We start from the raw sequence: 15,514 nt of genomic DNA on the forward strand, positions 1-15,514 counted from the left end.
ACAATAGCTGGTTCCCCTTTCATCCGTTTTGTATGATAAAAATAGTGAAAACAGAATATGCCAAAATGAATGCACTTTCATCACGGTATATTCCGGAAATCCAGTTTTTCAAAGAGAGGGACTTTGAAGATGACAAACCATATACCTGAAACAATGAAAGCAGCAGTGATGCACGGGACACGAAATATTTCGATTGAGACATTGCCTGTTCCGCAAATTGAAGAAAATGAAGTTTTAATTAAAGTCATGGCGGTCGGCATTTGCGGTTCGGATTTACATTATTACGAAACGGGCAGAATTGGAAAATATGTAGTGGACAAGCCGTTTATTCTCGGGCATGAATGTGCAGGGGAAATTGCAGCAGTTGGTTCAAAAGTCCGCCATTTTAAAGTAGGGGACAGAGTCGCTGTTGAGCCAGGTGTCACTTGCGGGCATTGTGAAGCATGTAAAGAAGGGCGTTACAATCTTTGCCCACATGTCCAATTTTTGGCAACCCCTCCTGTAGATGGTGCCTTTTGCCAATATATTAAAATGCGAGAAGACTTTGTGTTCGCCATTCCGGATGCGCTTTCTTATGAAGAGGCTTCTCTTGTTGAACCTTTTTCCGTTGGCATTCACGCAGCCACAAGAACAAAACTGCAACCGGGATCGACCGTAGCGATTATGGGAATGGGTCCGGTCGGTTTAATGGCTGTTGTGGCAGCGAGGGCCTTCGGAGCGTCGAACATTATTGTAACGGACTTGGAACCATTGCGGCTTGAAGCGGCAAAAGAAATGGGCGCTACCTATGCGATCAATATTCGCGAACAAGATCCTTATGAAGCAATTCAAGACATCACCAATGGCAAGGGGGTTGATGTTGCTTGGGAAACAGCAGGTAATCCAGCAGCGCTCCAATCAGCGCTTGCATCTGTACGCCGCGGCGGGAAGCTGGCCATTGTCGGTTTACCGGCTCAAAATGAAATTCCGTTGAACGTCCCATTTATCGCGGATAATGAAATTGATATTTACGGTGTTTTCCGTTATGCGAATACGTATCCAAAAGGCATAAAATTTTTGGCTTCCGGCATCGCGGATGTGAAAAAACTGGTGACGGATCAATATGCCTTGGAAGATACTTATCAGGCGATGGAACGCGCACTGAATTTCAAGAACGAATGCCTGAAAGTCATGGTTTATCCGAACAACTGAAAATACTGAGCCGTTCATTTATAACAAGAGCGAGGCATCCCTATTTAGGAAAAGGGTAGTATCATTCGTTCATTTTATAGAAAATGGTTGCAATCTACATGCGCGGGCCGGATGGGTTTCACCGGAAAAATAGGATCGAAATCATGATGGCCTGTAGGATGTCACACGAATCATAGAATGGGGAGGATGATGCGGGCTGGCCGATGAATTTCAAGCCACCCGCATCCATCATCCATTTGCATGTTTGAAGGAAAAGCCGGTACAAAATGTCTGTTTTTCTGCAGGCAGTTGAATGAACGAATCATTGAAAACGCATTCGGAGGTATCACCTATGTTGGTTTCTGATAAAACAGTACGATTCCATGCAGCGGAAAATCAAAAGAGCGCTTCCGGCGGCAGGTTGTCTTGGACGGAACGAATCGGTTACGGGCTCGGGGATATGTCTTATAATATTATTTTCCAGTTCGTAAACGCCTATCTGTTATTCTATTATACCGATGTGGACGGGATTTCACCTGCTATCATTGGCACTTTGTTCCTTGTTGTGCGCGTTTTGGATGCCGTTTTTGACCCGGTGATGGGCGTCATTATGGATAAGACAAAGAGCAGATGGGGGAAAGCCCGGCCGTACTTATTATGGGCGGCAGTTCCTCTTGCTTTGTTTACTTTTTTATGTTTTACAACGCCCCATTTTAGTGTGGCGGGCAACAGAATTTATGCATACGTGACCTATATTTTGCTCGGGATGTCATTCAGCATGCAGACGATACCGGTAAACAGCCTGACTGCAAGAATGACGGACAATTTACAGGAACGGACATTATTGACAACGATCAGGATGATTTTGGTCTATATCGGAATTCTTCTCTCCATATCTTGTGCAACACCGCTTGCCCAATATTTCGGCGGCGATGACCAGGCAAAAGGATTTCAACTCACGGCGCTTGTTTATGCGGCCGCAAGCTTTGCATTAAATTTGATCAGTTTCCTGACAGTGCGGGAGAGGGTCGCTATAAAACCAGAAAAAAACACGGTGTAAAGAAAACATTGGCCGTCTTGATCCGAAATAAACCTTTGCTCATCCTGGCTTCTTCTTTCCTGGCTTTTGCCGTCGGTTTTAACATTAAATTGACGACAATGGTTTACTACTTCACCTATAATGTCCACCGCAAAGATTTGGTGTTTATGGGGACGCTGTTATTTTTTGGTGCTGCGCTGATCAGCAATATCTTCATCCCCAGCCTGTCCAAAAAATGGGACAGGAAGAACGTCATGATGATTTCGGCAGCCCTTTCCCTGATTTCTTATGTCGGCTTGCAATTTACAGCATATTCCTCCATTCCACTGATTTTGTTTTTACTGTTTGTTTCCGGGTTTTTTACCACCCCGCTGAACACGCTCGCATGGGGGATGCTTGCGGATTGTGTGGACTATGCAGAGTGGAAAACGGGAATCCGCGCAGACGGTGTGGTGATTTCGAGTATGAGTTTTACCAATAAACTGGGTGTTGCGCTCGCCGGTTCGTTTTCAGCGTTCTTTTTAAACAAGGCCGGCTATGTTCCAAATGTAGCCCAGTCCGTTTCATCCCTTCAAGCGATTAAGGACATGAATGCCATCATCCCTGGCATTTTCATCCTGCTGTCTGTTTTGCTGATCAGCTTTTATCCGATTACAGAAAACAGATACAAGAAGATGATGAAGGAACTGGAGCAGAGAAGATGAAACCGCATGTACGGGGGTTTTTGAACAGATCAAGGGGCCGGCCGGGATGCCGGTCCCCTTTTCCCCGGTAAAACGGGAGGGCTGCAGCAACCAGCCCTTTTTTGCATGTCCACATCTTCACCGGCGCTTTTCTGTTTCAACATCGAAACGGATTTTGCAAAAATAAAAATTGACATGAAATGCGTTTCATCATTTACACTATAAATACATAAAAATGAGCCTGCTGGCAGGGGCTTGGTTTAAACACTTCCATCCTAAAGCATGGATGCCTGCTGAAAAATCGCAAGTGTTTTAATAGGTGAGGTTATGACAAATATTAGAGACTTGGCGAAAATGGCCGGCGTGTCTGTGACGACCGTCTCCCGTGTGCTGAACAATCATCCGTATGTGAGTGAAGAAAAAAAGAACGCTGTTTTAAAAGCGGTGAAAGCGACCCGGTATCATAAAAACATCAATGCCGTCCATTTAAGTAAAGGGAAAACAAAATTGATCGGGGTCGTGTTGCCATTTACAGATCATCCTTATTTTGCCCTTTTATTGAAAGGGATCGCAAAGCAGGCGCTGGAGTATAACCATAAACTGCTTTTGTTTCAAACAGACTATATGGAAAGCAGGGAAACGGAAGCCTTACAAATGCTGCAACAAAAGCAAATTGACGGTTTAATCATTTGTTCGCGCGCCTGCAGTATGCGCAAAATTGAAGAATACTTGCCATTCGGGCCGATTGCGCTTTGTGAATGTGTAAAAGGCGGCGAAATATCGTCAACCTATATTGACCACTATAAAATTTTTATGGATGCACTGGAATTTTTGTACCGGAAAGGCCATACGAAAATCGGGTATTGCATCGGCAGGAAATCCGGCACCAACAGCCGGAATCGCGATAAAGCCTATTGGGATTTCCATGAAAAATACCATTTGCCGCACCATCCGGAATATATTTTTGACCAATGCTACGACTATGAGGATGGAGAAAGGGTTTTGAGCCGGGTAAAAGAAATGGACCCGCCTCCTTCGGCATTGCTTGTAACAAGCGACCAGGTTGCAGCGGGGATTGTCATCAGTTGCAACAAACAGCAAATTTCTATTCCGGATGAGTTGGCGATCATCGGATTTGACAATGAACCGATTGCCGGAATGCTGAATATTACAACGATAGATATTCCGCTTGTTGAAATGGGCCGGAACCTTGTCCACCAGGTTTTGACAAAGGAAATTAAAAACAAGGAAATCTCAGCAACACTCATTGAAAGAGGTACGGTATAGGGATATAGGCTGGGAAGTTTCGTCCTGCCGCGTGTAAAGCCCGGCCAACCTCAGCCTGCCAAAACAAAAACGGCGTCTGCAGCAGTGCCGCAAAAGGGATGCTTGTGCTTTATCAAACGGGGAGGGAGAAAAGTGAATATACTGGAAGATGCAAAGGCCATGGTTTTAGAACTGTATGCCAGTTTGTGCAGTAAAGTAGACGATCAACCATTAGAGCAGGTTGTAGAGGTGATTGGTCGGTCGAATCGTTTGTTTTTGGCAGGAACGGGCTGTTCGGAAATGATCCTCCGTGTCTTTGCCAACAGGCTGGTCCATTTGGGGTTCCGGGTTGGGATGATTGGCGACTTAATTTCCCCTGTTCCTAAAAAAGGGGATACCATCTTGTTCAGCTCAAAATCAGGAGAAAATCCCGTTTTATTGAATGCCGCCCGAAAAGCCAAGCTCCACGGTATAAACATTGTGGCCATCACGGCTTCTCCCGCATCAACCCTTGCAAAAATGGCGGATGTGACGGTCTTGTTGCCGGACGAATCGTCTGAATTTGAAAGCATAAAACAGGCCGGCCTCACCCCGGATAGAATCGGAACCTTATTTGAACTGCTGAGTTTTTTGATTTATGATGTCATTACAGCATCTTTAATGAAAAAACGGCATCCTGAAAATGAGTATGCTTGAAATAGAACGGGAAAGGATTATGAAGAATATGAAGCAACAAAGCGTGATTTTTTTTGATATCGACGGGACTTTGCTGACACATGAGAAGAAGCTGCCTGTCACAACCAAAAAAGCGATAGATAAGCTGAAAAGCGATGGCCATGTCACAGCCATTGCAACGGGCAGGGCCCCGTTTATGTTTGAAGATTTGCGGAAGGAACTCGGGATGGATACTTTTGTAAGTTATAACGGGCAATATGTTGTTATGAACGGAGAGGTATTGTTTAAAAATCCGTTAAACAGGCAATCGCTTGAAGAATTGACTGCATATGCCCTTTCCCACCAGCATCCGCTTGTCTACATGGACCATGAAGACATGAAGGCCAATGTGCCAAACCACGAGGATATTGAAAAAAGCATTACGTCTTTGAAAATTGGCCGGTTGCCTGCGTATGACCCGCATTATTATAAAGGGCGTGAATTGTACCAGGCGCTCCTGTTCTGTTCAGAAGGGGAAGAGAAACAGTATGAACAGGCGTTTCCGGATTTTGAATTTATTCGCTGGCATCCGCTTTCCGTCGATGTTTTGCCAAAAGGCGGGTCAAAAGCGAGAGGAATTGAAAAGATTGTTGAAAAATTGGGCTTTCCTCCAGAACGCCAATATGCATTTGGCGACGGGTTAAATGATATTAAAATGCTGTCCATGATTAAAAACAGTGTGGCAATGGGAAATGCGGAAGAAAAGGTAAAGGCTGCCGCCAAATACATTACAAAATCGGTGGAAGACATGGGCATTCCCCACGGTCTGCAAATTGTAGGGCTGTTATAACCTGTACAGAGCTAGCTGAATAAGCAAACTGCTTAGATTTGGCAAGGATGCTGACAGCTTTGGCAACCATTTAAATGCTAGTTTTACAACAAATCCGGTGAAAAGCTTGCACTCGTAAGCCAAATCAGATAAAATCACCCATTTCTGCAAAAGAATTCTGCTATATTTTGAGACAGAGCTTGCAGACAAACTCAGAATTGGATTCGTTCAGCAAGCCCTAAATAAAGGTGTCACGTTTACTGTGGCAGGAACGTCTATGCCGTTTTTGGGCATTTAAAAAAATACACAAAAAAGAAGCGCCGGCAAAACTATTCTCTTCCGGACGCTTCTTTTTCTTGGCTGATTTTGCTGAAGTATGCATATTCTGTTTCAAGTTCCGTCAATGTCAGGGTGAAAAGCTGCTTGTCATCTTCCTGATAGGCGCCAAGAGCAATCAGCTGTTCTATCAAATATTGCCGTTTTTTCTCTATCGCGTGCCGTAGAAAATTTTTCAAATGAGCATCCTCCCATTCTTTTGGAGCATGATTTAAAACTCATCATATTTCCGTACGGGTTTCGATATGCGCAATTTCTTGAACAAATAATGAACATTGGGCCGCAATCCATTCTTTTTCATGATCCATTGTTGCGACATGATAAGAGTTGCGGAGCGGTACGATTTTTTTCCGGCTGGCATGAATATGCGCGGCAATATACTCTGTATTTTCAGGAGGCACGACATGGTCTTCTGTTGATTGGAACAAAAGTGCGGGGCAATGGATGGCGGAGAGGTTTTCCCGCGTTTCCCACATCACGGACAGAAGCTCACGGATGGAAGCCACCGGCACTTTTTCATATGAAATTTCATGCACGCCCGCTGCTTTAATATCCGGCGGGCCCTCTTGAATAAACCGTCCTTTCGCCAGGCATTTTTCCAGTTCAGGAATGCTTTGGATAGCCGCGTTGATACACACTATTCCCCGGATATCCGGGTGTTTTTCCGCGAGATGCAAAGCCAGTGTGCCACCCATTGACTGGCCAATAACAAAAATATCATGGCAATGCCGTTTCAGCAGCTGATAACCTTCTTCAAGGCTAGCAATCCAGTCTTTGTAAGTGCAGCGTTCCATGTCCAGGATATGCGTCCCGTGTCCCTTTAATCTTGGCGCGCAAACCGTAAACCCGTCCGATGCCAGTGCCTCTCCCAAAAAGCGGACGCTCTGCGGGGTGCCGTTGAATCCATGCGAGATGAGAATGCCAATTTCATTTCCTTTTATAAAAAAGGATTCTGCACCCGAAAGAACGGGATAGTATTCATGCATAAAAAAGCTCCTTCCTAACATTTATATGGTCAGTGAATTTAAAATGTTAACATAATTTTAAACCAATTAATCCTAGTTGTAAAGTATGTTTTATCGGTAAAATGGAATAGGTTAGGTAAAAAACAGAAGGATGCAAAGAGGCTGCTTGTAACAGCCTCTTCTCACGGAGCAGTCCGGATGAAGGCTTATTCCGCCTTTTCAATGACAATGAAACAGGTGCTGTCCGGGAGTGCGGTTTCTTTTCCGCTCTCGTCCATTACTTTGACTTTCGGAAGCAGGTGCGTGCTGTAGCCTTCTTGAAGATAGTGGCGGAAACAAATGATGTTTGCCCTGCTGCCGAGCGTTTCTTCAATCACTTTCCGATATTCAGATGGGGTGAAGTATCCGAATTGTTCCTGGACTTCATGTGGATAAGCTTCCTCCCCCCATGTATAAGTATATAGAAATTCCATCAGGTCATTTACCGGGAGTTTGATCTTATTATCCTCTGTAATCTCGTAATCAATTTTTCTGCCTTTAAAATCTTCAACATATCTAGTGAAAAAGCGGAAGCCGTCCGGATCGCGGAATGCTAATAACCGGATCAGGTCTTTTGGCTCCGTCATAATGCCGTCGCGGATGATCATGCGCCCACCCGGTTTCAGCACGGCAAAGGCGCTTTTTAAAGCCGCTTTTACGACATCCGGGTTATATGTCCGGCCGTGAAAAGGGATATAGGAATACATTTCATGCAAAATAGATGAAAATATAATTGTATCAGCGCTCTCTAACTCAAAATAAGATGAAAGTTTGAGCGCATCTGCCTGTTTCACCTTCCAGCTTTTCCGTTCACGGACCTTTTTTCTCTCCAGTTCTTGAATGACATTGGTCGAAATATCGATCCCCGTAATGTCGGCATCCGGGTGCTTTTCGGACAGGAGATCGAGCATGATCCCGCCCCCTGCGCCAACATCAATCATGACCGTTCCTTTTGCAAAGTCTGCGATGATCTTTTTATGGTCTTCGGCATTGTTCATGTCTGCCAAATAATGCTGTTCATTTTGCAGCCTGTCAAACGCATCTTTACGGAATCCGAAAAAATCGTACAACAAGAGTATGGAACGTTCATAGAGAGGGGACTTTTCTGCTTCCTGGCAAAATGCGATGAGCTTTTCCCCGGGTTTGGAAAAAGTAAAATTGACGCCGGTTGTACTGCCCAATGAATCGAACGGAATGAGTTCGAGCGTAACATGTTCGTTCGGCTGCGTATCTCCGCTGATCAGGCCTTCGAGCGGACAAGCTTTTAAATACGCTTCTATAATTCTTTTTTTATACAAATTAACCGATTTTTTCCCTTTGTAATCATAATAGATATCTTTCATCAACGGCTCAAAACTGATTTGCTCAACGGTAAGCAGGTTTGTTTTCTGATAGACGAGAAGAAAAATTTTCAGGAATTCTTCAAAAGAAAAATCCTGCAGTGCGGATTCCACATACCAAATATCCGTTTTCTGGAAAAGTAAGTGAAACATACTGGCAAGTTCCCGGTTGCTGAACCATTTTGTGTATAAAGCCTCAAAGTCCTCGCCTTTTTGGATGGAACATTCTCTTAATCGTCTGAGCCGTTCTTTAAGGGAATGCTCCCGGCTTTTTTCTCCCGCGGCAATCCAGCTTGTGATTTGTGAAGTTTCTGCACGGACTTTTTCCCATATAGCGGGGGATACCCCTTCAATAATACAGTGATTGAGGGCAAGCAAAATGCGTTTGATATCCCATTTTAAAGATGACCGGTGGCTTTGGATCCAATCAATTAGAGGATACAGCTGGCGGTAGCGGACTTCTCCCCTGATAAACTGCCCGACAAGGCCGTGGGTCAGGATGAGCGTATAGATCAGGTCTTCTTTTTGCAAATGACGCTGCCCGAATGGAACCGCCATTTGTTCATGGGCATAAATCCGCGCTGATCCGATATTATGGATACGCAATTGAAAACCGCGCCTGCGCCATTCTTCCCGCTTTTGGGCAGACCCGCATTTTGCCACCTCGCTCCATCTTAAAACTTCCTCAATGATTTCTTTTTCAGATGCGGGCAAGTCTGCATAACAGCGGTCCAATATGGCTAGCGTTTTTTCAACATAGTGCAGGACCGGATTCGGTTCAAGGTTTTCCAATGATTCGACTTGTTCGAGGTTCACATTTTTTTCGTCTGTACGGTACAAGTATGAAAGCCATTTATGTTCGTGGAGAATATCCGTATTTCCCGCTTTTGCTTTTGCGATCAGTTTCAGTGAAGATAACAAATCAGCCATTCCCTTCGTTTTTGATGAAAAACAGGGACTGCCATGCACAGCCCCAAATGCAATTTACACAATAACCAGCACTTGACTCGGCCGGAGTAGAACTGTCCCGTTAGCCGATCTAATTGGACAAAAGCGCTGGCAGCCCGCGTGGAACAGTCTCGTTGGCTGCTCTAATTGGACAAAAGCTCCTGCTGCCGCGGAAGAACTGTCCCGTTAGCGGTTCTAATTGGATAAAAGCGCCGTGCGGCAGTGTAGGACTGTCCTGTTAGCGGTTCTAATTAGACAAAAGCCCCGTGCGCCCCTGAAGATTTGTCCAGTTAAGCGTTCCAATTGGACAAAAGCTCCGCAAACACATTATGGCCGGGAAAAGGGGAGGAGTTCAAGGAATCGGCTTAGAGATGAAATCATTTTTCCGAATGTATGTCCGTGCGGCGTTTTTTCCAGCATCTGCGCAAATCGCTGTAACACCGGCCCCTCTGGACCAGCCAAAAAGCTTTTGTACGCCATTCTCGATAAATGTGAAACGGTCATCAGCCGGATCAAATGCAGCCCGGCATTCATAGGCATTCCATTGTGCAGAGTAGTTCAATACCTTCTCTTCTTTTTGTTACGTAAGTTAGTTTTAAATGATAGAAAAATAAACCTATTGCAGAAGCAGCTGCTTCCGCAATAGGCTAATCACTGATACTCCGGGCTCACCGGAGTGAAGCCATTATTGATGCAATTGCCCGCTGTCTCCGGCAGTCGGATTCTGGGACTGTGCCATGTACTGCTGGATTTGCGGCTGGTTTTCCGGAACAACTTGGTACATGGCGCCGATTTTTGCCGTATCCACAGATTCTGCCTGGTCAACCGGATAGTAGCCTTTCGATGCCATATACTGCCACATGTCATAGGCGTGGGCGCAGCTCATCATAAAGGCAGTCTGGCAAAACGACCGGATTTCAGGATTTGCCATTTCCATCGCCGCCCATGCATATTCCCGCCCGGCCCGTTTCAGCGTTAACAAATACGCAGTTGCCATTTCGCGGTCGTTCATATCTTCAACCATCGTCCGCGGCTGGACAGGGACAGCCGGTGGGGCCATTTGCAGTGCCATATTGGAGATCTCTTGATTTTCTTTTAACAACGGCAATTCTTTTTTTGCCCCTTCAGCTTTGTTTAAAAATTCGACTTTCATGTTGTAGTCCCGGATATGGAGCGGAAAATGTTTTTCAAGAATTTTTTTGAACGCCGGATCCTGGACATGCTGGAGCATATATGCCATGTTCGTAATCGAGTTGACACAGCTCATCGCCAGTTCATTTAAATCGTACAGTTCATGTGCGGCTAATTTCATGATTCAACCTCCACTTCATTTTTAAAACCAACCTTATTTTGTTTTAAACGGGGCAGGATATACAGAAACGTTTTCATTGTTTTTTGTAATTTCCGGTGCTACTGTAAAAATAAAGCCGTCCCGGAAATGGGCAGAAGGAGGAGAGCGTTGTGAAGACAGAAACTTTACATTTAAAGGCGCATCAGAATGCTGAACTGACGGCGTACGTACTGGATGGATCCCCTGAGTTCAGCAATATCGAGGCGCGCCCGGTTGTGCTTATTTTTCCCGGTGGCGCCTACCGGTTTACTTCGGACAGGGAAGCTGAACCGGTTGCGATGGCATATTTGGCGGAAGGATTCAACGCGTTTGTACTTCGCTACTCGGTCGGGGAAACATTCCGGTTTGAAGCGGCTTTACAAGATGCGGAAGAAGCGATTGCGATGATCCGCGCGCATGCGGAAGACTGGCATACCGACCCTGAAAAAATTGCGGTTGCCGGTTTTTCTGCAGGAGGGCATCTTGCCGCTGCACTTGGTACGATCGGAAAAAATAAGCCTAATGCCTTGATTTTAGGCTACCCATGTATTTTGGATTCGATGAGCGAAAGCCTTGCTTTTCCGGTGCCGTCTGTTGACAAGGAAGTGACTGCCGAAACGCCGCCGGTCTTTCTGTTTTCAACTTTTGAAGACCAAACCGTGCCGATTGAAAACTCGATTGCCTTCTTGCAGGCGTTGAATGTGCACGGCATTCCATTCGAGTCGCATATTTTTCAAAAAGGCAAGCACGGGCTGTCGCTCGCCAAACCCCACACTTCAAACGGATTAAAAGCAAATGTGGATGCAGATGTTGAAAAATGGTTTGGCCTAAGCGTTTCCTGGCTTCATAAAGTGCTCGGCCAGTTTCCGGCTAATGCTTAATTGAGGGGAATTTGACGGTCCGGGAAAACGGTTCTTGATGGCTCAGAAAAGGGTTCAAGAAAATCAGAAGTTTCATGTTTTTGGGACTTTACCACGCGCGCAGAGTCCGTCTATGTAAAGAAAGCTGGCGCAAAAATCGATGTTCCTTCACGTAGAGTGCGTCTACGTGAAGGAAGCGAGGAAAAAAGGTGTTGTTCCTTAACGTAGAAGGCGTCTATGTGAAGGAAGCGAGGAAAAAAGGCGTTGTTCCTTAACGTAGAAGCCGCCTATGTTAAGAAAGGGTGCAAGAAAATCGCCGTTTCTTAACATAGAGTGCGCCTACGTGAAGGAAACGCGCAAAAAAATTGATGTTCCTTAACATAGAGCGCGTTTATGTAAAGAAAGCACGCAAAAAAATCGTAGTTTCTTCACATAGGCTGCAACCGAAACGGCCGGTGCTGTAGTATAAACCATTTTTGTAAAATTGGGAGGAATGTATATGTCAAGTCTACATGAAACTTTTGTATTGGAAAATGGGGTGGCGATCCCGAAAATCGGCCTTGGTACATGGCAAGTCCCGAATGGCGAAACCACTTACCATGCCGTATCTTTTGCTTTAAAAAACGGCTATCGCCACATTGATACCGCCTATGCTTACCATAATGAAGAAAGTGTCGGCAAAGCAGTGCGGGATTCCGGCATTGACCGGCGCGACATTTTTGTCACGTCCAAGCTGCCGGCGGAAATCAAGTCGTATGACAAAGCGCTGAAAACATTTGACGAAACAATGGAAAATCTTGGCCTTGAGCAGCTCGACCTTTATCTGATTCATGCCCCGTGGCCGTGGAGCGAAAAGGGGGCCGATTACACGAAAGAAAATATTGAAGTTTGGAAAGCGATGGAGGAGATCTATGAAAGCGGGCGCTGCCGGGCAATTGGCGTTTCCAATTTCAGCGTTTCCGACCTGAAAGCCGTGATGGAAAATGCAAAAATCAAGCCGATGGTCAATCAAATCCGTTACTTCATTGGACATACACAGGAAGATGTGACAGCATTCTGCCAGGACAATGGCATTCTGGTTGAGGCCTATTCGCCGCTTGCTACTGGAAAAATTCTGGAAAACACCGAGATACAAAAAATTGCAGACAAATACGGCAAAACACTTCCGCAAGTTTGCATCCGTTACTGCTTGCAAAAAGGCGTGCTGCCACTCCCAAAATCGACGCATGAGGCATTTATCCTGCAAAATGCGGACGTAGACTTTGAAATTTCCAGTGAAGACATGCAATATCTCGATCAGTTGAAAGAGACAGAAAAATAAACGGAAAGAAAAAGGCTGTTCATTTGGACAGCCTTTTGAAATGTACCGGAGCCGATTCCGAAGCGCGATTAAGTGCAACCGTTCTTTTTTCATATTATAATAGTTACAAAAGAACAAAGCAGCAGTTTACAGAAAAGGTATAACAGCAATAACGCCGGCAGTCTGTCAATCCCGGCCGGCACAGGCTGTTTGAAAAAATAGAGAAATCGGCGGACTTTTTACCGGCATTGAAAAATATACAGCAAAGAACCAGGGGGAGCATAAATGAAGATTGTTGCACTTTCGGGCTCGCGAGTCGGCTCGAAAACAAGAACAGCGATGAACTACGCGGTAAACGTGATCCGTGGGAAATATCCAAACGCGGAAGTCACGCTCCTTGATCTGGCGGATTACGATGTGCAGTTCAGCGACGGGCGCCATTATATGGATTACGAAGGGGATACCAAATTTGTGGCGCAAACTGTCATGGACGCGGATGCGCTTATCATCGGCACGCCGGTTTTCCAGGCATCGATTCCGGCGACATTGAAAAATGTGTTTGACCTGCTGCCCGAAAAATCACTTCGGGATAAGGTGGCAAGCATCATTGTCACGGCCGGCTCACCGAAACATTATTTGATTGCCGAGCAGCAGATCAAGCCGATTTTGTCTTACATGCGGGCACAAATTGTCCAGTCTTATGTTTTTATAGAGGAAAAAGATTTTTACCAGAAAGAAATTGTCAATGAAGACGTCCTCTTGCGCATCAGCCGGCTTGTGGAGGACACCGTCATGCTTACGGAAACGTATGCAAAAATAAAAGAAGCAAAAGAAGCAGCGTACATCTCCCGCGATTAAAGCCGCGCACGTACCGGACGATTCAGAAAAGGGCGGACAGCTAAAACTGTCCGCCCTTTTCTAGCCGAACGAAAGAATGCTACGAAAAGAGAAGTTTTAATGCCATAAAGTTTCCTGTTGGTTAACTTTTTCCATCAAAGTCAACAGATAATCCATCGACAGGTATAAGTCAAGGAAATACAATGGCATTAAGAGGTGAACAGGATGAATGAACTGAATATTGGCAAATGCATCACCGCAAGCGAAAGGAAAATTACACCGGAACAGCCAAAAGGTTCTGTATTCAAGTGGGAAACGGGCAAAACTTTCCCCTGTTTTATGCAACGTAAATATGTGGAGTTATTAATAGAGAAAGGAGGGCACCGAATGTTACCATATTTTTTAACGAAAAAAAGGCAATTTATACTATTGATGTTGAGCCTATTGCTATCAGTTATTTTTTATTTTTTTATCGGTAGAGATATGGCTTTTCATCTTAACGGATATCTGCGCCCAGACTTTAGTGTAGACAAAAAAATGGGCCTGTTTATTTTTCCTGCTGGCATGGTGATCTGTCTTTTTTTAAAAGAAAAATATATCATTCCGAAATACTTTTTCTGCATGTTTTTCGTGATTCATTTATTCATTTTATTCATGACAGTGCTAATTAAACTTTTACCTTTCCTTTAAAAAAAGTGAAACTCAACCATCTATATCAAAATTAACAGACAATCCATCGACAGGGGTGGAACGGGGAAATACAATGGCGTGAAGAGGTGAATAGGATGAACGAACTACATATTGGCAAATGCATCATCCGCAAGCGAAAGGAAAAAGGCATTACACAAGAACAGCTTGCAAATTACATGGGTGTTTCAAAAGCCTCTGTATCCAAATGGGAAACAGGGCAAAGTTACCCGGACATTGTGATTCTCCCCAAGCTGGCAGCCTATTTTAATATTACCGTCGATGAACTGCTGGGCTATAAGCCGCAACTTTCAAAAGCGGAAATTAAAAAAATCTATCACAGGCTGTCGGCAGAATTTGCCCGGAAACCGTTTGAAGAAACTATGGAAGTGGTCAACCAACTTGTAAAAGAATACTACGCCTGTTTTCCATTCTTGCTTTCCATCGCGCAACTCTTAATGAACTACGCCAATTTGGCAAAAACAGAAGAGCAAAAACAAGAAGTGTATACGTTTTGCATTGACTTGTGCCGCAGGGTAAAGGAAGAGTGGACGGAAATTGGCGATTTAAAAACAGCAAACATATTGGAGGCGCTTTCTGAAATTGCGCTGGGGCATTATGACCAGACTATTTTGCTGTTAAAAAACAGTTTAGCTCCGTATATGGGGGAAGATGTGCTCCTCATCCAGGCCTATCAAATGAGAGGAGAGGAAGATCAGGCAGCCAGAACAGGGCAAATTTTCCTTTTTCAAAACATTTTGAGTACCTTACAGCTGTTGGTCCAAAACTTAGCCAGGGAGATGCAGGAACCAGCAAGATTTGAAAGAACGTACCGGATGGCAAAACACTTGATAGACGATTATGAATTGAAAAGCATCGGCACAAATGCTGCATTTACGGTCCATATTGTGGCTGCGCAAGGGTTTATCCAGCATCAGCAAAAAGAAAAAGCGCTTGAAGCCCTGGAACAATATGCAGAAACGGTTTGCAGCATCCCATTTCCTTTTAAACTGAGGGGAAACCGTTATTTTCCGGATGTCGAGCAATGGATAGAAGAAATAGGAATGATTGGTACCAACAGCCCGCGTGACGATGAAAGCATAAAAACGAGTTTCCTTTCACTGATTAAGGAAAATCCCGTTTTTGCAGCTCTCCGGGAAGAAAAAAGATACCAAAAACTGGTGAACGATATTCAATATAAACTGGGAATCGGCCGGGCGTAACTTCTCTG

At 44.8% G+C, this 15,514-nt stretch carries 13 protein-coding genes and 1 pseudogene; 10 read left to right on the top strand and 4 right to left on the bottom strand.

Annotation, left to right across the window (positions count from 1 at the left end):
* Positions 1-129 precede the first annotated feature (129 nt).
* From NST70_RS03455 to NST70_RS03475, 5 genes and pseudogenes are all read left to right on the top strand, one after another.
* Positions 130-1,191 carry an NAD(P)-dependent alcohol dehydrogenase gene (locus NST70_RS03455; RefSeq protein ID WP_035182323.1) on the top strand — a complete coding sequence of 354 codons (1,062 nt, stop codon included), beginning with the start codon at positions 130-132 and terminating at the stop codon, positions 1,189-1,191.
* Positions 1,192-1,522: 331 nt separating this feature from the next.
* A pseudogene (locus NST70_RS03460) lies at positions 1,523-2,913 on the top strand (MFS transporter).
* Between the two features lie 306 nt (positions 2,914-3,219).
* Entirely contained in the window at positions 3,220-4,179 is a 960-nt protein-coding gene (locus tag NST70_RS03465; protein ID WP_014095967.1) for a LacI family DNA-binding transcriptional regulator, read from the top strand.
* Between the two features lie 132 nt (positions 4,180-4,311).
* Positions 4,312-4,854 carry an SIS domain-containing protein gene (locus NST70_RS03470; RefSeq protein ID WP_014095966.1) on the top strand — a complete coding sequence of 181 codons (543 nt, stop codon included), beginning with the start codon at positions 4,312-4,314 and terminating at the stop codon, positions 4,852-4,854.
* Between the two features lie 28 nt (positions 4,855-4,882).
* A complete protein-coding gene (locus NST70_RS03475; protein WP_014095965.1) occupies positions 4,883-5,662 on the top strand; it encodes a Cof-type HAD-IIB family hydrolase in 780 nt (259 codons plus the stop codon).
* Between the two features lie 308 nt (positions 5,663-5,970).
* On the opposite strand, the gene fbpA is transcribed toward NST70_RS03475, so the two are convergent.
* The 4 genes from fbpA to NST70_RS03495 form a co-directional block, all read right to left on the bottom strand.
* Entirely contained in the window at positions 5,971-6,156 is a 186-nt protein-coding gene (gene fbpA / locus NST70_RS03480) for a Fur-regulated basic protein FbpA (protein ID WP_014095964.1), read from the bottom strand.
* Between the two features lie 42 nt (positions 6,157-6,198).
* Positions 6,199-6,963 (bottom strand): alpha/beta fold hydrolase, encoded by a 765-nt coding sequence (locus NST70_RS03485; protein WP_014095963.1) that lies wholly within the window; start codon positions 6,961-6,963, stop codon positions 6,199-6,201.
* 185 nt (positions 6,964-7,148) lie between these two features.
* Positions 7,149-9,242, bottom strand: a complete 2,094-nt coding sequence (locus NST70_RS03490; protein WP_342475750.1) for a class I SAM-dependent methyltransferase — start codon at positions 9,240-9,242, stop codon at positions 7,149-7,151.
* A gap of 712 nt (positions 9,243-9,954) precedes the next feature.
* A complete protein-coding gene (locus NST70_RS03495; RefSeq protein ID WP_328220609.1) occupies positions 9,955-10,581 on the bottom strand; it encodes a spore coat protein in 627 nt (208 codons plus the stop codon).
* 149 nt (positions 10,582-10,730) lie between these two features.
* Here NST70_RS03495 and NST70_RS03500 point away from each other — a divergent pair, with 149 nt between their 5' ends.
* From NST70_RS03500 to NST70_RS03520, 5 genes are all read left to right on the top strand, one after another.
* Positions 10,731-11,480 (top strand): alpha/beta hydrolase, encoded by a 750-nt coding sequence (locus NST70_RS03500; protein ID WP_035182319.1) that lies wholly within the window; start codon positions 10,731-10,733, stop codon positions 11,478-11,480.
* Between the two features lie 478 nt (positions 11,481-11,958).
* On the top strand, positions 11,959-12,780 hold the full coding sequence (locus NST70_RS03505) for an aldo/keto reductase (protein ID WP_035182318.1): 822 nt from the start codon (positions 11,959-11,961) through the stop codon (positions 12,778-12,780).
* Between the two features lie 264 nt (positions 12,781-13,044).
* Positions 13,045-13,617 (top strand): NADPH-dependent FMN reductase, encoded by a 573-nt coding sequence (locus NST70_RS03510; protein WP_035189874.1) that lies wholly within the window; start codon positions 13,045-13,047, stop codon positions 13,615-13,617.
* 204 nt (positions 13,618-13,821) lie between these two features.
* Positions 13,822-14,286 (top strand): hypothetical protein, encoded by a 465-nt coding sequence (locus NST70_RS03515; protein WP_104851258.1) that lies wholly within the window; start codon positions 13,822-13,824, stop codon positions 14,284-14,286.
* A 95-nt stretch (positions 14,287-14,381) separates the two neighbouring features.
* Positions 14,382-15,506: a helix-turn-helix transcriptional regulator gene (locus NST70_RS03520; protein ID WP_104851259.1), complete on the top strand. Its 1,125-nt coding sequence runs from the start codon at positions 14,382-14,384 to the stop codon at positions 15,504-15,506.
* The last annotated feature ends 8 nt before the right edge of the window (positions 15,507-15,514 follow it).

The organism is Weizmannia sp. FSL K6-0777, assembly GCF_038593185.1.
Lineage (GTDB): Bacteria > Bacillota > Bacilli > Bacillales > Bacillaceae_C > Weizmannia > Weizmannia faecalis.